Consider the following 18961-nt stretch of genomic DNA (forward strand, 5'->3'; position numbering starts at 1 on the left):
TTAATTTTTGTCTAATCAAAAATACTGATTTTTTACTTATTTAAGCAAACAAGAGAAATTTCTACTAGTGCTACTTTTAATAGATTCTTTTTCAGAATATATATTTAAAAATTACGCAGAATATCTCAAAGGTTTTTTCACAAAGATGCACAAAGTAATAACCTACAATAAAACACTCATATTCATTTATTTATTAGTAAAAATCAGTGCAATAATTCTTTAAAATTAAACCTCAATACTAATAACCAAACCTTCATTTGCTCTTACATTAAAAACAGTTTCATCCTCAAAAATTAAATACTGTCCTTTAATTCCTACTAATGTTCCAGTATATTTTGGTGTTTTTATCAAATTTAAACTTTTTGGTTTTTCTGGATATTTTGTAACAGGAAAATTGATATTCGTTTCTGAATTGTTTTCTATAAGATATTCCTTGGCTTCATCTGGAATGTATTGTTTTAATTTATCTCTCCATTCCACTAAATTAGCATCTTCAATATCATTCTTTAGCATTTTACGCCAATTCGTTTTGTCAGCAACATGCTCTTTTAAAGCGACTTCTGTAATTCCTGCCAAATATCTATTAGGTACTTCTATAATTTCTATAGCTTCGTGAGCTCCTTGATCTATCCATCTTGTTGGCACTTGCTGTTTTCTAGTAACTCCTACTTTTACATTACTAGAGTTTGCCAAATACACAATATGAGGTTGTAATTGTACACGTTTTTCGTAAGCCAAATCTCTATCTTCTTCATCCAAATGTGCCTTGCTCAATTCTGGTCTCATAATCCAATCTGCAGCTTGTGGAATATCAAAAAAACAAGATTTACAAAAACCTTGTCTGTAAATTTTCTTTTCTAAATGGCAGTTTAAACACTCATAAGTCACAAAAGAAAACGTAATTTTTTTATTGATTAACTGATTCATATTTAAAAAATCAGTTTTCATATCTAAATAGTACTGAATTTCATCAGAATTTTCAGTCATCATTTTTTTTAAGACACCTTGATATTGCATAACAAATTTTAGTATTTTTAGCTTCTCAACAAACTTACATAAAAAATCGAACTTAATTTATGGCTTTCCCTATTGTAAATTCTATAATTTCTTGGTTTTTAAAAAAAAGAATTCATCAAATAGAGCTATTTTTAAAATATCCTAATGATGTACAAGATGAACTTTTATTAAGGTTAATAAATACTGCCAAAAAAACTGAGTTTGGTAAAAAGCATCACTTTTCATCCATTAAAAATTACAAAGATTTTGCAAATTTAGTGCCTATTCAAAAATATGAAAGTATTGAACCCTTGATTGAACGTTGTAGAAAAGGGGAACAGAATTTATTTTGGCCTTCTTATATAAAATGGTTTGCAAAATCTAGTGGAACTACCAATGCAAAGAGTAAATTTATTCCTGTAAGCGATGAAGCTTTAGAGTATTGCCACATGAAAGCTGGCAAGGATATGCTGTGCTTATACATTAACAATAACGAAGAAACACAATTATTTACGGGTAAAGGTTTACGATTAGGAGGAAGTTCTGAAATATACAAAGACAACAGTTCTTATTTTGGAGATTTGTCTGCAATCATAACAGAAAACCTACCTTTTTGGGCAGATTATAGCTCTGCTCCTAGCCAAGAAGTAGCATTGATGGCTGAATGGGAAACGAAAATGGAAGCGATTATTGATGAAACTATTCAAGAAGATATTACCAGTTTAGTTGGTGTTCCTAGTTGGATGTTGGTTCTGTTGAATCGAGTTTTAGAACGAACAGGAAAAAACAATATTTTAGAAGTTTGGCCAAATTTAGAAGTCTATTTTCATGGAGGTGTCAACTTTAACCCTTACAGAGAACAGTACAAAAAATTGATTCCTAAAGACGATTTTCAATACTTTGAAACGTATAATGCTTCTGAAGGTTTTTTTGCAATTCAAGATAGAAATGGTTCTAAAGAGTTATTATTGATGTTAGATTATGGAATTTTCTATGAATTCATACCAATGTCAAATTATAAAGGAGAAGCTTCTGATACCATTTCATTATCGGAAGTAAAAACTGGAATTGATTATGCCTTAATTATCACTACAAATAGTGGTTTATGGCGATATTTAATTGGAGATACAATACGTTTTACTTCATTAGACCCTTATAGAATTCAGATTACAGGACGTACAAAACATTATATAAATGTATTTGGTGAAGAATTGAATATTGAGAATGTAGAAGATGCTTTAAAGTTAACTTGCGAAAAAACAGATGCGTTAATTAGTGAATATACTGTTGGTCCTATTTTTATGGAAGACAAAAAAAGTGGTGGTCATGAATGGATTATTGAATTTAGTAAACTACCAGAAAATATGGACTATTTTACTGAAATGTTAGACAATTCTTTAAAGTCTATTAATTCTGATTATGAAGCCAAACGTTATAATTCTATGACATTAGCTATGCCTAAAATTCACGTAGCAAAAGAAGGTTTGTTTTACGATTGGCTAAAGAAAAAAGGAAAGTTAGGAGGACAACATAAAGTGCCTAGACTATCAAATTCAAGGGACTTTATTGAGGAATTGTTAGATCTATAAACTACTCTTTAACACAACTCTCACAGTAGGTTTTTTTTAAATAACTATTCTCTAACAACTGAAAAGTAACACCATCTTCTGAAGAAGGGTCAAACAATTTGCAAAAACGTTTTTTATTTAAATTAATTGCGTTTAACATAATTGTTCTGTAATTATCTGATGCTACATTATAGTCATTAGTAATGGTTAAATTGAGATAATAATATAACAAATCTTCATCAATAGTAATTTCTCTTACTTTATCATCTAATAGGTCTGTGGCATCATCTATATGAGAATAATAGATTAAAAATTGAGCTAAACTTAAATAATCGTAATTAGATAAATTAAAGTTTTCATAGGTATCTAATATAAACTCAACAGACGTATCTTTGGCTTTATATTGTTTAGCTCTTATATTTTTTTTAGCTTTTACAATATGATAATTGACCAACATTCTATCTATTAAATGCTGTTTAATTCCATATTTTTTTAAATTGATAATCTCTTTTTTAAATTCAGTAATATTTATCTTTTCCCAATTATTATTCCAAATAACAAATTTTGTTACAATTAAATTATACTTGATTTTTTTGTTTTTTGGAGCTAACTTTTCTAGCATTTTTAATTCATCAAAGGCAATTTTCGCATACGCCAATTTAAAGACATATTTAAAGATAGAAGATTTATTTAATAAGTTTATATATTTCTTCTGTTTTGGTATATTTAAGCCTCTAATAGCATTAGGTGATTCTTCTTTCTTTAATTTTTCTATTAAAGAATTTTGCACTATTAAAGCCTCATTCAAATTATCTTTTGAGAGTAAATCATTAAAATTAGTTACTAATTGCCCAATAGACATGTCTTTATATTTATCTATTTTTTCTAATTCTAAAGTAATGACAGCTTTTCTGTGATTTTTTAAAAATTGTTCTAAATCATTAGATACTTTACCAACTACTTTTTGTTTAATATCTCTTTTTGATAATTTCTTTAAATCTTTATAGTTACTTTTAGAAATATCATTTAAAAACTCTACCCAATTTTCTGATGAAGAAATTTTAGTTACAATGTCTGGTTTTTGAAAAGATTGTAATGACTCTGCAATACTATTTGCTCTTTGCTTTTGCAATTCTAAATTACGTTTTAAACTCCCTTCAATAGACGAATATGCGTTTATACTTATTTTTTTAATATTGAAATTTGTAAGTTTTAAAGAATCATACAAAGGTTTAATATCTTTTGGTAAATATTCCGATTTATTTTTCTCAAAAGGAATTACAAATTTTAATTTCTTGTACTTGGTAGTAAACTTATCTGAAGTTGTAATTTTTTTATCTTTATAAATTAAAGAGTCCAAGTAAACTCCCATATCTAATAAATCCCAAGGATAAGATTCTAGATTATAAGTACTTTGATACCTGCACAGAACTTTATTATTTAGAAATAAAATATTAAATTCTAGCTCATCATTTCTTAATTTTTCAGGCACTATGCCTAAAAAAGTTCTAAATCGATTTCCTAATGTTGGCTTAAAACCCCTAATCAATTGTTTTGCAAAAACTGGTTTTAAAATAGTTCCTCGAATTTGTGATGCGTCAACGTCTTTATCACAAGTATATCTAGATTTTGATACAATATCTACAGCTATTCCATCTCCAGATTTTTTAAATAATTTTAATGCCCAGTTTTTATCTGTTACTTCAAAATATAAGTTACTATTTTCTTCAACAATAGAAAAATATACCTCTTTTGGTTTTTGTTTAAAATAGTTATTAAAATAGGAACATCTGTTGTCTTTGTTAGGGTTTTGAGAATATATAAAACCATAATCACCTTGTGCATTCATTGACATTGAAGATAAGATACAAATTCCAAATAAGAGCAACGTTTTTTTCATAGTATATTTTTTTGATGATTTATGAGCAATCACCATTCCAAAAATACTAAAAAGGTTGAGAAAAAAAAATTTAAACCTTACGCTCTACAACATAATCAATCATTTGAAGTAATGATTTCTTATAAGGCGAATCTGGATAATTATCTAAAATAGCAAGTGCTTTATTTTTATAATCATTCATTTGAGAAATGGTATATTCAATTCCACCATTATCTTTTACAAAAGCAATCACTTCTTTTACTCGTTTTTTATCTTTATTATATTTTTTGATAGAATTGATAATCCAAGATTTCTCTTTTTTTGAACAATTATTTAAAGTATAAATTAAAGGCAACGTCATTTTTTGTTCTTTGATATCAATTCCTGTAGGTTTACCAATTTTCTCATCAGAATAATCAAACAAATCATCTTTAATCTGAAAAGCGATGCCAATGTATTCTCCAAATTTTCGCATTTGTTGAATTGTGTCATTTTTTGCACCTACTGAAGCTGCTCCAATTCCACAACAAGCAGCAATTAAAGTAGCTGTTTTTTGTCTAATGATATCAAAATAAATAGCCTCTGTAATATCTAGTTTTCTTGCTTTTTCAATCTGGAGTAATTCGCCTTCGCTCATTTCACGAACTGCAATAGAAATCAATTTTAGCAGGTCAAAATCCTCATTATCAATAGATAACAACAATCCTTTTGACAGTAAAAAATCCCCAACTAAAACTGCAATTTTATTTTTCCAGAGTGCATTTATAGAGAAAAAACCACGTCTTCTATTGCTATCATCTACAACATCATCATGTACTAAAGTTGCTGTATGAATCAATTCTACAACAGATGCACCTCTATACGTTCGTTCATCAAAACCACCATCAGAAACCATTTTTGCTACTAAAAAAACAAACATAGGTCGCATTTGTTTTCCTTTTCTACGAACTATATAATAAGTAATTCTGTTTAAAAGTGGAACTTTAGACAACATAGCGTCTTTGAACTTTTTCTCAAAAAGTTCCATCTCTTTTTTAATAGGAAGTTTTATTAATTCAACTGGTTTCATCTTTAAAATATATATCGAATACCATAGATTGCTACAGCTGGACTTATAGCTACTTGAAAACTAAAATTTTTAGCAAATCTATAATCTAATGTTAACCCTATTAATGGATTAATTTCTCCTGTAAATAAAAAACTTTTTCTAAAAGGAATTGTGGGTACATCAACTAATTTACCATGATAACCATACATAATACCTATACCATATATTAAAGATAATTTTTCAGAAATACCAATTTGCCTTTTATATAAGGCAGCAAGAGTAAGTTCATTAAAAGAGTTTTTGAAAGCAGCAATTTCGTAACTTTTGTAATTAAAACTCGTATACCAAACTTCATTAAACTCTAATGAAGTGTAATGTGTGCCTGCAGGAAGAAAAGATATAGATGTTTCTAATTCTTTACCTTTTAGAATATTCCAAAATGATTGCTCATTTTCTTGTGCATGTATAACAAATACGTTTATGAATATTATAAGAATAATGTATTTTTTCATATTTAGGATTTATTTGCCAATTGTCCACAAGCTGCGTCAATATCTTTACCCCTACTTCTTCTAACATTTACTGTAATATCGTGCATTTCTAAATTAGATATATAATTGTTAATTGCAGAATTACTTGCCTGTTGAAACTCGCCATCATCAATTGGGTTGTATTCGATTAAATTAACTTTACAAGGCACATATTTACAAAATTCAACCAGTGCTTTTATGTCTTCTTTCCTATCATTAATTCCATCCCAAACTACATATTCATATGTAATTGCTCGTTTTGTTTTTTTATACCAATATCCTAAAGATTCTCTCAAATCTTTCAATGGGAAAGTAGTATTAAAAGGCATAATTGATGTTCTTACCTCATCTATTGCTGAATGTAAAGAAACTGCTAAATTAAATTTTACTTCTTCATCTGCCATTTTTCTTATCATTTTTGGTACACCAGATGTTGATACTGTAATTCTTTTTGATGACATTCCTAAACCTTCTGGTGAAGTTATCATCTCTATAGATTTTAATACATTTTTATAGTTCATCAATGGCTCGCCCATTCCCATAAAAACAATATTTGTCAATTTTTTATTATGATACAACCTACTTTGTTTATCAATTACCACAACTTGATCATAAATTTCATCTGGGTTTAAATTTCGCATTCTTTTTAAACGAGCAGTGGCACAAAACTTACAATCTAAACTACACCCAACTTGACTAGATACACAGGCTGTTGTTCTTTTTTCTGTAGGAATTAAGACAGATTCAACCACTAAACCATCATGTAATTTAATACCATTTTTAATGGTACCATCATTACTTTTTTGCATAGAATCTACCTTAATATGATTGATAACGAAGTTCTCTTGCAACATTTCTCTAGTTTGTTTAGAAATGTTAGTCATCTCTTCAAATGTATGAAGAGATTTATTCCATAACCACTCATATACTTGATTTCCACGAAAAGCTTTATCACCATTTTCGACAAAAAAATCACGTAATTGTTCTTTAGTTAAAGCCCTAATATCTTTTTTCTTCAGTTTCATTTACGCTGAACTTATATCAGTATATTTATACAAAAATATGGATAAAAAAACTGGTACTTAAAATTAAGAACCAGTTTTATATCTTGATATATTAAATTATAAATTTTAAATAATCAACATTGCATCTCCATAAGAGTAAAATCTATATTTTTCTTTAACAGCTTCTTTGTAAGCTTCCATTAAAAAATCATACCCTGCAAAAGCAGCAGTCATCATCATTAATGTAGATTTTGGTGTATGGAAATTAGTAATCATTGCATTAGCAATACTAAAATCAAAAGGAGGAAAAATAAATTTATTTGTCCAACCTTCAAAGGGATTTAACTCTGCATTCGAAGAAACAGAAGACTCAACAGTTCTCATTACTGTTGTACCAACAGCACAAACTCTTCTTTTTTCTTTTTTAGCCTGATTTATTTTATCAGCAGCATTTGCAGGGATAATAATTTGTTCAGAATCCATCTTGTGTTTTGATAAATCTTCTACTTCAACAGCACTAAATGTTCCTAAACCAACATGCAACGTCATTTCTGCAAAGTCAACACCTTTAATTTCTAAACGCTTTAACAAGTGTTTTGAAAAGTGTAAACCCGCTGTTGGTGCTGCAACTGCACCTTCATGTTTTGCATAAATAGTTTGGTAACGCTCTTCATCTGAAGCTTCAACCTCTCTATTTATGTATTTTGGCAGTGGAGTTTGCCCTAATTCTAGTAACTTTTCTCTAAAAGCCTCATAGCTGCCATCATACAAAAAACGTAGAGTTCTTCCTCTAGAAGTTGTATTGTCAATAACTTCTGCTACTAGACTATCATCTTCTCCAAAAAATAATTTATTTCCTATTCTAATTTTTCTTGCAGGATCTACCAAAACATCCCATAATCTGTTTTCAGCATTCAACTCTCTTAACAAGAAAACTTCAATTCTAGCACCAGTTTTTTCTTTGTTACCAAACATCCTTGCAGGAAAAACTTTGGTATTATTCAACATCATTACATCACCTTCTTCAAAGTAATCAATAACATCTTTAAAAAGTTTATGTTCAATAGTTTGCTTTTCTCTATTCAATACCATTAAACGAGATTCATCTCTATGCTCTGCAGGGTATTCTGCTAACAGTTCTTCTGGTAATTCAAAGTCAAAATTTGATAATTTCATAAGTATATTTTGCTATAAAAACGGCAAATATACGATATGAAGATAGGCGTTGTCAAGTGTTTACCTATTTATCTTTAGAGTTCGTCTATTTTGATGCCAATTTGTTGCATATCATCCCAAAATTTTTGGTATGATTTTGTTACAACCTCTGCATTATTAATTCGAATCGGTACTTTTAGTGATAGAGGTGCAAAAGCCATTGCCATTCTATGATCATTATAGGTTTTTATAGAGATGTTTTTGTTGATTACTGACGATTTTTCTAAATGTAAACTTTCATCAGTAACTAAAATTGTTGCTCCTAATTTTGATAATTCATCATGCAATGCAACCAATCTATCTGTCTCCTTAATTTTTAAAGTATGTAAACCTGATAAATTACAAGCTATACCTTCAGCAAAAGAAGTTACAGCGATGGTTTGTGCAATATCTGGTGCATTTTTTAGATTGATTTCTAAAATCGCTTTATTTGTTTTCGAAACTTTTTTAAGAGTGATAAAATTATCTCCAAAAGTGGTTGTAACACCAAAATGTTGATAAATTTCTGCCAAACAAGAATCGCCTTGTAAGCTTTCTTTTTTATATGCTGATAATTGAATTTCTGAACCAATTTCTGATAAAGCAACTATCGAATAAAAATAACTTGCAGAAGACCAATCTGATTCTACAACAATAGTTTGTTTTTGTATTTCTTTCTTTGAATAAACTTTGATAATATTCCCTTCAAACTTATTTTCTATACCCAATTGAGTTAACAAACTCAACGTCATTTTTATGTATGGAATTGAAGTGATTTTACCCACCAATTCAATTTCTAATCCATTTTCTAACTTTGATGCAATTAACAATAAAGAAGAAATGTATTGGCTACTTACATTTCCATTAATTTGAACTTTGTCTTTAGTCAATTTTGTTCCTTGAATTCTGATTGGTGGATAGCCTTCTTTAGCTTCATAAGTAATTTCTGAACCCAAATCTTTCAAGGCATTTATCAAAATTTCTATAGGTCTATTTTGCATACGTTCAGAACCTGTAAGGACAGTTTCTCTACCTTCATTTACTGCAAAATAGGATGTTAAAAAACGCATAGCTGTACCTGCATGACCAATATTTACCAATTCATCAGTTGTAGAAAGTGCATGTTGCATATGCACAGAATCATCAGAATCTGATAAATTATCAATAGAAATTTCTGGAAATAGCTTTTGTAAAATCAATAATCTGTTCGACTCACTTTTAGACCCAGAAATAATTATTTCTTGATGTATTTTTTTATCAGCTAAAACATTTAACAATATGTCCATTCTACGAAATGATTTTAATTCTTATTTTTAACATCCAAACTTACAAACACCAATCATGAAAAAAATCTATTTTCTAGTAATTTGCTTGTTTTTATCAGCGAATGCCAAAGTTAATGCACAAAAAAAAGCTACCAAAGTTTCTGACGAATATTTTAGTGCAGTAAAATGGAGAAATATTGGTCCTTTTAGAGGAGGAAGAAGTGCTACTGTAACTGGTGTTGCAGATAAAACAAATCTTTTTTACATGGGTTCAACTGGTGGTGGAGTTTGGAAAACTACAGATGCTGGTAACACTTGGCAAAATATTTCTGATGGATTTTTTGGGGGTTCTGTAGGTGCTGTTGCAGTTTCTGAATCTGATAATAATGTTATATATGTTGGAATGGGCGAAAAAACTGTTCGTGGAAATGTTTCTTCTGGAGATGGAATTTGGAAATCTGAAAACGCAGGAAAAACTTGGAAACACATTGGTTTAAAAAATTCAAGACATATTCCAAAAATGCGCATTCATCCAAAAAATGCTGATATTGCTTTTGCAGGAGTGCTAGGAGATTTATACAAACCCACACAAGAAAGAGGTGTTTACAAAACTACTGATGGAGGCCAAACTTGGCGAAAAGTGTTATTTTCTAATGAAAATGCTGGAGTTGTAGATTTAATAATCGACCCAAACAATCCAAGAATTTTGTATGCAACAACTTGGAATGTGAGAAGAACACCTTATAGTTTGTCTTCTGGAGGTGATGGTTCTGCTTTGTGGAAAAGTACAGATGAAGGAGAAACTTGGACAAATATTTCTATCAATAAAGGTTTGCCTGATGGAGTTTGGGGAATTGCTGGAGTTACAGTTTCGCCTGTAAATTCTGATATTGTGTATGCTTTAATTGAAAATAAAAAAGGTGGTGTTTATAAATCTTTAGATGCTGGGAAAACTTGGAAACTCATAAATTCTGAAAGAAAATTACGTCAAAGAGCTTGGTATTATACACGTTTGTATGCAGACACACAAGATGAAGATATTTTGTATGTGTTGAATGTTCGTTATCACAAGTCTACAGATGGTGGAAAAACGTACAAAACGTATAATGCACCTCATGGAGATCATCATGATTTATGGATTGCTCCAAATGACAACCAAAGAATGATTATTGGTGATGATGGAGGAGCACAAATTTCTTTTGATGCTGGCGAAAATTGGAGTACATATATGAATCAACCTACTTCTCAATTTTACAGAGTAACAACAGATAATCATTTTCCTTACAGAATTTTAGCAGCACAGCAAGACAATTCTACAGTTAGAATTGCACATAGAAATTCAAGACGATTTATTACAGAATCTGATTGGGAAAGTACAGCAGGTGGAGAAAGTGCACATATTGCAGTAGATCCTTTAAATAATGATATTGTTTATGGAGGAAGTTATGGAGGTCTATTAACAAGAAGAAACCACAAAACCAATGAAACTCGTGCCATAAACGTGTGGCCAGATGATCCTATGGGTCATGGAGCAGAAGATTTTAAATATCGTTTTCAATGGAATTTTCCGATTTTCTTTTCGCCAAACAATAAAAAACGACTATATGCAGCTTCCAATCACTTACATGTTACTGAAGATGAAGGGCAATCTTGGAAAGTAATTAGCCCAGATTTAACAAGAAACGACCCAAAAACATTAAAATCTTCTGGAGGACCAATTACACAAGATAATACTGGTGTAGAATATTATGGAACTATTTTCGCAGCCACAGAATCTCCTTTTGAAGCTGGTTTAATTTACACAGGTTCTGATGATGGTTTAGTACACATCAGCAAAAATAATGGTGCAACTTGGAATAATATTACACCTAAAAAAATGCCTGAATGGATGATGATTAATTGTATAGAAATTGATCCTTTTACGAAAGGTGGAGCCTATATAGTAGGCACAAAATATAAGACAGGAGATTACCAACCTTACATCTACAAGACAGAAAACTATGGTAAATCTTGGAAATTAATCACAAATGGAATTGCTACTGAAGATTTTACACGTGCTTTAAGAGCAGACCCAAAACGTAAAGGTTTATTATATGCAGGTACAGAAAGAGGTATGTATATTTCTTTTGATGATGGTAAAAACTGGCAAACTTTTCAGCAGAATTTACCTGTAGTTCCTATCACAGATTTGGCGATTAAAGATGATAATTTAATTGCTGCAACCCAAGGTAGATCTCTTTGGATTATTGACGATTTAACACCTTTACATCAACTAAATTCATCAATTTTAAAAGAAGATGTAGTTTTATACAAACCAAAAGATACTTATAATTTATCTGGTGGTAATGGACGCACTTCTAGAACTGCTGGAACCAATCATTCTGGAGGTGTTGCAGTAAATTATTTCATCAAAAAAACCACAGCAAAAGACACCATTTCACTTTCCTTTTTTGATGCGAATGATAATCCTATTAAAACATTTAGCACAAAACCTAATAAGGATAAAAAAGAAGCAAAATTAAAAGTTAAAGATGGCAATAACATTTTTAATTGGAATATGATGTATGATGGAGCTGAACGTGTAAAAGGGATGATTTTATGGTGGGCATCTTTGTCTGGACCAATGGCTTTGCCAGGAAATTATAAGGTAGAATTAGCTGTGAATGGCAAAAAAATGCATCAGAATTTTACTATTTTAAGAAACCCAATGTCTGAAGCTACTGAAAGTGATATGAAAGCACAGTTTGATTTTATTAATGATATCAATACTAAAATGACGGAAATTCACAAGGCATTAAAAAATGTGCAAAAAGTAAGAACGCAAGTTGGTTTGTTAAAAAAATCTATTTCCGATAAAAAGAAACATAAAGATTTGATTGATTTTGCTGATAAATTGGTAAAAGATATGACGAAAATTGAAGAAACTTTATATCAAACAAAGTCTAAAAGTGGACAAGATCCGTTGAATTTTCCAATCAGATTGAATAACAAATTAGGACATTTGAATTCATTGACTAGAATAGGAAATTATGCTCCAACAAATCAAGCCATTGAATTTAAAAATGAAATTACTAAAGAAATTGATATTGAGTTGGCAAAATTAAATGTTTTGTTTACTAATGGAGTGAAAGATTTAAATCAAAAAGTAAAAGACAGTAATATCGATTTGATTCAGTTGGATTAAGTCTTACCAATATTTTTTTGTTGAAAGAGCGATTTTTATAATCGCTTTTTTAATTTCATATTTTTATTTGCCATATAAAACCCGTACACTAAACTCAAAATAACTTTTGGTGTAAAGAAAATCTTCCACTTACCATCTGTAAAATTTGTAGTATTTACTTCAGAGAAATTTCCTGAAAAGACATCACTAAAACTATTTATTAATAGTGAAAAAACAGTTACGAATAAAAAAAAGGGGATTACAAAGTTTATAAACAATTTCCAAAATTTTAGTTGTTTAAGATTATCTGAAAATGACATATTTAATTTTTATTTGCGTTTGAGATATTTAATAAAATCTTTTATCTTTAACAAAATAACCAGCAATTATTATTCCTCTAAATGAAAAGTAGAACCATTTTCATACTTATAACATTTATCTTGTTATTTGCTATAAACAAAATTAGTCTTCACAAAGATATTAAAAGACAAAATGATAACATTTCTATAGTAAATATTTCTGGAAAACAGCGAATGTTAAGTCAGAAGATATCTAAATTGGCACTTTATTTTATTGATAATAAGAATAAAAAAGCTCAAAATATCTCAAAATTAAAAAATGCTATCTCAAAATTTTCAACTGCTCATAATAATTTAAAAAACAACTACTTAAACAAATATAAAGATACTTACTTAAACGAATTATTTACTAGTTTAGAACCTCACTACTCAAAAATAATTAAAAGTTCTAGTTCTTTAACTAATATTGAAACAGATACAATTCAAGTTTCAATATTAGTTGATGAAATTATAACAGCAAGCAATTTATTTTTACCGATAATGGATAACATTGTAGGTCAATATGAAATAATTGGAAAAAAAAGAGGAGAAATTATTTTGCAACGCGAACTTACTTTTAATATAATTATGATTACATTATCTATTTACGCAGTATTTTTTATGATTTTTCCTATTACAAATGCTTATTACAAATCGGATGGTTTTTCTTTATTTTAATTTTTGATTGTTATGATGTCTATTATGATCACGTTTTGTTTTAATATCTAATTTCTTTTCGAACGCCTCTTGTAAATTAACTCCTGTTTGATTTGCTAAACATAAAACAACAAATAGAACATCTGCTAATTCCTCTCCTAAATCTTTGTTTTTATCAGATTCTTTCTCACTCTGTTCTCCATAACGTCTTGCAATAATTCTGGCAACTTCACCAACCTCTTCAGTAAGTTGTGCCATATTTGTAAGCTCATTAAAATAACGAACTCCATGTGTTTTTATCCAATCATCTACTTGTTTTTGTACGTTTTGTATGTTCATAGTTTTTTATTTATTAACTTGTAAAGTTACAAAGTTGAAAATATAATTTAACATGGGTTTGGCTTAATATCCATTGTTTATTAGTAAGTTACAATTTTTATTATTTAACACGAATATTATTTTGATTTAAATGGAGAAATAAATGATGAATTTATTGGGTATACTATCTCATTAAGTGATTACAAGAACAGAATAAATTCTTTTCATATACTTTTACTACAAGATAATTTAGATTATCTAAAATAATATAAGAAAGAATCAAAAAATTTAATTACGCGTATTAATAAGAAGTTTAAATAACTTAAGTCCAAAAATAGCTGAAAAATTAACCTAAAAACCCAACAACCTCCTCATAAAAATCGCTAGGATTTTCTGCATGCAACCAATGACCTGCATTTTTTATTTCCACAATTTTATGATTTGGAAAATGAGGGTTAATTAATAAAGATTCATTTTTTGTGATATAACCAGAGTTTTCTCCTTTTAAGAATAAAGTTTCTTTGGCGAATGAGGTGTTTTTTGGTATAGATTTCCCAACTTCAGAATTATTTTCCGTTAAGGATTTTAAGTTGAATCGATAATCTAAAACTCCTTTTTCTCGCCAATACACATTTTTTAGCAAAAACTGGCGTACGCCGATTTCTGGAACGTAACTCGAAATCTGTTTATCAACCAAACTTCTAGAATTTTGAATTGAAAAATCAACAGAGTTCAAACCAGCTAAAATTGCATTGTGGTGTGGTTCATAAGCTTTAGGAGAAATATCTACTATAATCAATTTATCTACCAAATCTGGATAAGTAGCCGCAAATAACATCGCTGTTTTTCCACCCATAGAATGTCCAACCAAATGCAAATTTTCTAATTGATGATGTTGTATATAGTTGTACAAATCATCAGCTAAAATCTCATAATTAAATATATCAGCATGAAAACTACGTCCATGATTTCTCTGATCAATCAAATGTACTTGATAATTTTCTGCAAACTTGTTACCAAGAGTTTTCCAATTATCACTCGACCCAAAATAACCGTGCAAAATCAATAAGGGTTTTCCTTCTCCTAAAATTTTTGAATGTAAAATATCCATTTTATTGCAATCTATGTAAATACATATTTACTACATTTTGTAATCCTAAATATAAACTTTCAGAAATTAAAGCATGCCCAATAGAAACTTCTGCTAAATTCGGAATGTTTTCTTTAAAAAACTGAATATTATCTAAACTTAAATCATGCCCAGCATTGATTCCTAAACCTAATTTATTTGCTAAAATTGCAGCTTCTGTGTATGGTTTTACAGCATTTTTGTTCCCTTTTTCAAATTCGCTTGCAAAATGCTCTGTGTACAATTCAATTCTATCTGTACCTGTTTTTGCAGCACCCTCTATCAACTTTTTATCAGTATCAATAAAAATAGAAGTTCTGATATTATTCTGTTGAAATTCTTGAATTACTTCTTGTAAAAAAGATTGATGTTCAATGGTATTCCAACCAGCATTAGAGGTAATTGCATCAACAGCATCAGGCACTAAAGTTACTTGAGTAGGCTTAACTGCTAAAACTAAATCCATAAAAGATTTGATAGGATTGCCCTCAATATTATATTCTGTAGTTACAATATCCTTTAAATCTCTAGCATCTTGATAACGAATGTGCCTCTCATCTGGTCTTGGGTGAATGGTAATTCCCTCTGCTCCAAACTCTTGAATATCTGTTGCAACTTTTAATAAATTTGGCACATTGCCTCCTCTAGAATTACGTAAAGTTGCTATTTTATTAATATTTACGCTTAACTTTGTCATCATGTAAAATTAGATTGCAAAGGTAATTCATTAAAACATTTTATCCTATATTCGTAAAGAATGAACATTAACGATTACATATTGAATGAAATTAAGCCTTTAAGCTTAAAAAGTACTGTAAATACTGCAAAAGATTTGTTTGACAATTTCCCAATTACACACTTTCCAGTTATCGAAAACAGAAAATTACTAGGATCTTTTGCTGAAGATGATATACATACTACAGAAAATAATGAGCAAGAATTAGTAGAAAATGTACATTTATTAAATTCATTTTTTGCTGATGAAAAAGCAACAGTTTTAGAACTCTTAAAAATTTTTGCCGATAACGACACCAATATTATTCCTGTTTTAGATGATAAAAAAGAATACATTGGCTATTATGATTTGCGTGATGTTTTGGATGTTTTTTCTACAAACCCGTTTATGATAGAAGAAAGTGAGACTCTAATTGTAGAAAAATTAGAAGACGATTATTCTATGAGTGAGGTAACTCAAATTGTAGAAACCCTTGGAGGACGCTTATTAGGTTTATATATTTCTGAAAAAAATAATGGTTTTGTACAAATTACTTTAAAAATAATTACAGAAGATATTAACGAAATCATGCAGACTTTTAGAAGATATGATTATAAAGTAATCTCTACACATGAGAATGATATTTATTTAGAGGATTTAAAAAACAGATCTGAATATTTACAGAAATATTTAGAAATGTAATTTTTTGTAAACTCAAAAATCAATGAAAAAAGTAGCAATTTACGGGCAATCTTACTCTATTTCAGCAGAAAAAGAAATAAAAATTCTTCTTGAAGTTTTAGAGGATAATTACATCGAAAGTTTTATTGAAAAAAAATTCTATAATTTATTAGTAGATGGAAATATTTTAGAAAAGAAATACCCAACTTTTTCTAGCTTTACTGATCTCAATGCTTCTTTTGATTTAATGTTTACTTTAGGTGGAGATGGAACCATTTTAAGAGCTGTTACTTATATTAGAGATTTAGGCATTCCTATTCTAGGTATTAATACAGGCAGACTTGGTTTTTTAGCTACAATCAACAAAAAAAATATTAGAGAAAGTGTAGATTTAATTTTAAATAAAGAATTTACAATACAAGAAAGAACATTATTATCAGTAAAAACATATCCAAAAACAGAAGTTTTTACCTCACTAAATTTTGCTCTAAATGAAGTAACTATTGCCAGAAAAAACACTACTTCTATGATTGGAGTAAGAACTTGTCTAAATAATGAATACTTAACCAATTATTGGGCAGATGGTTTAATAATTGCTACCCCAACAGGCTCTACAGGCTACTCTTTAAGCTGTAATGGACCTGTAATATCTCCAGATTCAAAGAGTTTAGTAATAACACCTATTGCACCTCATAATTTAAATGCAAGACCTATGGTAATTTCTGATAATACCACTATTGAATTAACCATAGATTCTAGAGAAAAAGAATTTTTAATTTCATTAGATTCAAGAATTACTTCTGTACCAGAAAAAACTATTGTCTATATCAATAAAGCCTCTTTTAAGATAAAAAGTATTATCCCCAACAATCAATCTTTTTTGCAAACTTTACGTAGTAAACTTCTTTGGGGAGAAGATACAAGGAACGAAACCAATCTTTAGCAAGTTTATCACAATAAATTACATAAATATTAGTTATTCAAAAAAGACTGAATATTAACTTTATAAAGCAAATTGAAATCCCTATATTTGCTCGCTATTTTTTAGGATGAAAAAAAGTATATTATTAATTATTTGCTTAACACTATCAAATATTTTATTTGCTCAAGTTTATGAGGCAGGTATAACCATTGGAGGCTCAAATTACGTGGGCGATATTGGTAGAACTAACTACATTTACCCAAATAAAATTGCTGGTGCAGCTTTTTTTAAATACAATTGGAATCCAAGAATAGTATTTAGAGCAACCTATAGTTATTTACCTATTGGAGGTAATGATTTAGATGCTGATACAGATTTAAGAAGAGCAAGAGGATTAAATTTTACAAATACAATTCACGAATTGGCAATAGGTTTAGAATATAATTTTTACGAATATAACATATCTGAACAGGGTAAAACTTGGACACCTTATATCCTTTTAGAATTAGGAGCTTTTAATTATAAATATGTTGTTGGAGAACCACAACCAAGACAATATACTTTTGATACAAAAAACTCATTTTCAATACCTTTTGGAGTTGGTTTTAAATCAAAACTAATAGGTCCATTAGCCTTTTCTATAGAAACTAAATTTCGCTATACTTTTGAAGATGATTTAGATTATACTACATCTAATTTTACAAATTTAGATTTTGGTGGTACAGGAAATGATTGGTATATGTTCACAGGTATTTCTTTAATTTACACTTTTGGAAGACCACCATGTTATACAACCGGTTTCTAGCTTATGGATAAAAAACTACGCATTGATTTACAAAGAGTACCAAAACACGTTGCCATCATTATGGATGGTAATGGACGTTGGGCAAAGGGTAAAGGAATGAGTAGAATTTTTGGCCATAGAAATGCCCTTACTGCAGTAAGAGAATCTGTAAAAGCAGCATCTCAAATAAATGTAGAAGCAATTACACTATATGCTTTTTCAACAGAAAACTGGAACAGACCCAAACTTGAAGTAGAAGCTTTAATGAGTTTGCTAATCAACTCATTAAAAAAAGAATTACCAGACTTTATGAAAAATGGAGTTAAGGTAAACTCTGTTGGCTCCATAGAAAAATTACCAAAAAAAGCACAAAAAGTACTTAATGAAGTTATTTTTGAAACTAGAAATAACACAGATATTGTATTAACCTTCGCCTTAAGCTATGGTGCAAGAGAAGAAATTGTTAATGCAATCAAAAACATATCTAAAAAAGTTGTTAATAAAGAACTATGTTTAGAAAATATTGATGAAAAAACTATAAATAACCATTTATATACATTTAATTTGCCCGACGTCGATTTAATGATAAGAACTAGTGGAGAACAACGCATTAGTAATTTTTTATTATGGCAAATGGCTTATGCTGAATTATATTTTACAGATATTCTTTGGCCAGATTTTAGACAAGAACATTTCTATGATGCCATCATAGATTATCAGAATAGAGAGAGAAGATTTGGAAAAACTAGCGCGCAAATTACAGAATAAAA

17 protein-coding genes are annotated in these 18961 nt (G+C 29.2%); 7 read left to right on the top strand and 10 right to left on the bottom strand.

Features of this window, described 5'->3' with window-relative positions; all coding sequences use genetic code 11:
- Positions 1-225 precede the first annotated feature (225 nt).
- A complete protein-coding gene (locus tag BTO18_RS10245; RefSeq protein WP_105016126.1) occupies positions 226-1017 on the bottom strand; it encodes a DUF2797 domain-containing protein in 792 nt (263 codons plus the stop codon).
- A 59-nt stretch (positions 1018-1076) separates the two neighbouring features.
- On the opposite strand from BTO18_RS10245, the gene BTO18_RS10250 reads away from it, so the two are divergent.
- Positions 1077-2585 carry a GH3 auxin-responsive promoter family protein gene (locus tag BTO18_RS10250; RefSeq protein WP_105016127.1) on the top strand — a complete coding sequence of 503 codons (1509 nt, stop codon included), beginning with the start codon at positions 1077-1079 and terminating at the stop codon, positions 2583-2585.
- A gap of 1 nt (position 2586) precedes the next feature.
- Here the strand turns inward: BTO18_RS10250 and BTO18_RS10255 are convergent, their stop codons facing one another.
- The 6 genes from BTO18_RS10255 to BTO18_RS10280 all read right to left on the bottom strand — a co-directional run bounded on the left by BTO18_RS10255 (position 2587) and on the right by BTO18_RS10280 (position 9505).
- Positions 2587-4464 (bottom strand): hypothetical protein, encoded by a 1878-nt coding sequence (locus BTO18_RS10255; RefSeq protein WP_105017552.1) that lies wholly within the window; start codon positions 4462-4464, stop codon positions 2587-2589.
- Between the two features lie 70 nt (positions 4465-4534).
- Complete coding sequence (locus BTO18_RS10260; RefSeq protein ID WP_105016128.1) at positions 4535-5512, bottom strand: polyprenyl synthetase family protein; 978 nt, start codon at positions 5510-5512, stop codon at positions 4535-4537.
- Positions 5513-5514: 2 nt separating this feature from the next.
- Positions 5515-6003: a hypothetical protein gene (locus BTO18_RS10265; protein ID WP_105016129.1), complete on the bottom strand. Its 489-nt coding sequence runs from the start codon at positions 6001-6003 to the stop codon at positions 5515-5517.
- A 2-nt stretch (positions 6004-6005) separates the two neighbouring features.
- Positions 6006-7046: a dual-specificity RNA methyltransferase RlmN gene (gene rlmN, locus BTO18_RS10270; RefSeq protein ID WP_105016130.1), complete on the bottom strand. Its 1041-nt coding sequence runs from the start codon at positions 7044-7046 to the stop codon at positions 6006-6008.
- Positions 7047-7151: 105 nt separating this feature from the next.
- Positions 7152-8201, bottom strand: a complete 1050-nt coding sequence (gene queA, locus BTO18_RS10275; RefSeq protein WP_105016131.1) for a tRNA preQ1(34) S-adenosylmethionine ribosyltransferase-isomerase QueA — start codon at positions 8199-8201, stop codon at positions 7152-7154.
- A 74-nt stretch (positions 8202-8275) separates the two neighbouring features.
- Positions 8276-9505 carry a 3-phosphoshikimate 1-carboxyvinyltransferase gene (locus BTO18_RS10280; protein ID WP_105016132.1) on the bottom strand — a complete coding sequence of 410 codons (1230 nt, stop codon included), beginning with the start codon at positions 9503-9505 and terminating at the stop codon, positions 8276-8278.
- A gap of 55 nt (positions 9506-9560) precedes the next feature.
- Here BTO18_RS10280 and BTO18_RS10285 point away from each other — a divergent pair, with 55 nt between their 5' ends.
- Positions 9561-12668 carry a VPS10 domain-containing protein gene (locus BTO18_RS10285; RefSeq protein WP_105016133.1) on the top strand — a complete coding sequence of 1036 codons (3108 nt, stop codon included), beginning with the start codon at positions 9561-9563 and terminating at the stop codon, positions 12666-12668.
- Positions 12669-13048: 380 nt separating this feature from the next.
- A complete protein-coding gene (locus BTO18_RS10295; protein WP_105016135.1) occupies positions 13049-13663 on the top strand; it encodes a type IV pili methyl-accepting chemotaxis transducer N-terminal domain-containing protein in 615 nt (204 codons plus the stop codon).
- Here the strand turns inward: BTO18_RS10295 and BTO18_RS10300 are convergent.
- The 3 genes from BTO18_RS10300 to BTO18_RS10310 form a co-directional block, all read right to left on the bottom strand.
- Positions 13655-13981 carry a nucleotide pyrophosphohydrolase gene (locus tag BTO18_RS10300; protein ID WP_105016136.1) on the bottom strand — a complete coding sequence of 109 codons (327 nt, stop codon included), beginning with the start codon at positions 13979-13981 and terminating at the stop codon, positions 13655-13657. The genes BTO18_RS10295 and BTO18_RS10300 overlap by 9 nt on opposite strands.
- Positions 13982-14306: 325 nt before the next feature.
- Complete coding sequence (locus BTO18_RS10305; RefSeq protein WP_105016137.1) at positions 14307-15071, bottom strand: alpha/beta fold hydrolase; 765 nt, start codon at positions 15069-15071, stop codon at positions 14307-14309.
- Position 15072: 1 nt separating this feature from the next.
- The gene (locus BTO18_RS10310) at positions 15073-15786 is read right to left on the bottom strand and encodes a pyridoxine 5'-phosphate synthase (RefSeq protein WP_105016138.1); all 714 of its coding nucleotides are present in this window, start codon (positions 15784-15786) and stop codon (positions 15073-15075) included.
- A 60-nt stretch (positions 15787-15846) separates the two neighbouring features.
- On the opposite strand from BTO18_RS10310, the gene BTO18_RS10315 reads away from it, so the two are divergent.
- The 4 genes from BTO18_RS10315 (at position 15847) to uppS (ending at position 18959) form a co-directional block, all read left to right on the top strand.
- Positions 15847-16506, top strand: coding sequence for a CBS domain-containing protein (locus tag BTO18_RS10315; protein WP_105016139.1), 660 nt, complete (start codon positions 15847-15849; stop codon positions 16504-16506).
- Between the two features lie 22 nt (positions 16507-16528).
- Positions 16529-17428, top strand: a complete 900-nt coding sequence (locus tag BTO18_RS10320; protein WP_105016140.1) for an NAD kinase — start codon at positions 16529-16531, stop codon at positions 17426-17428.
- A gap of 106 nt (positions 17429-17534) precedes the next feature.
- A complete protein-coding gene (porG, locus tag BTO18_RS10325) occupies positions 17535-18212 on the top strand; it encodes a type IX secretion system protein PorG (RefSeq protein ID WP_105016141.1) in 678 nt (225 codons plus the stop codon).
- Between the two features lie 3 nt (positions 18213-18215).
- Complete coding sequence (gene uppS, locus BTO18_RS10330; protein ID WP_105016142.1) at positions 18216-18959, top strand: undecaprenyl pyrophosphate synthase; 744 nt, start codon at positions 18216-18218, stop codon at positions 18957-18959.
- Positions 18960-18961: the final 2 nt, after the last annotated feature.

Origin of the sequence: Polaribacter porphyrae, from assembly GCF_002954685.1 — a bacterium.
GTDB lineage: Bacteria > Bacteroidota > Bacteroidia > Flavobacteriales > Flavobacteriaceae > Polaribacter > Polaribacter porphyrae.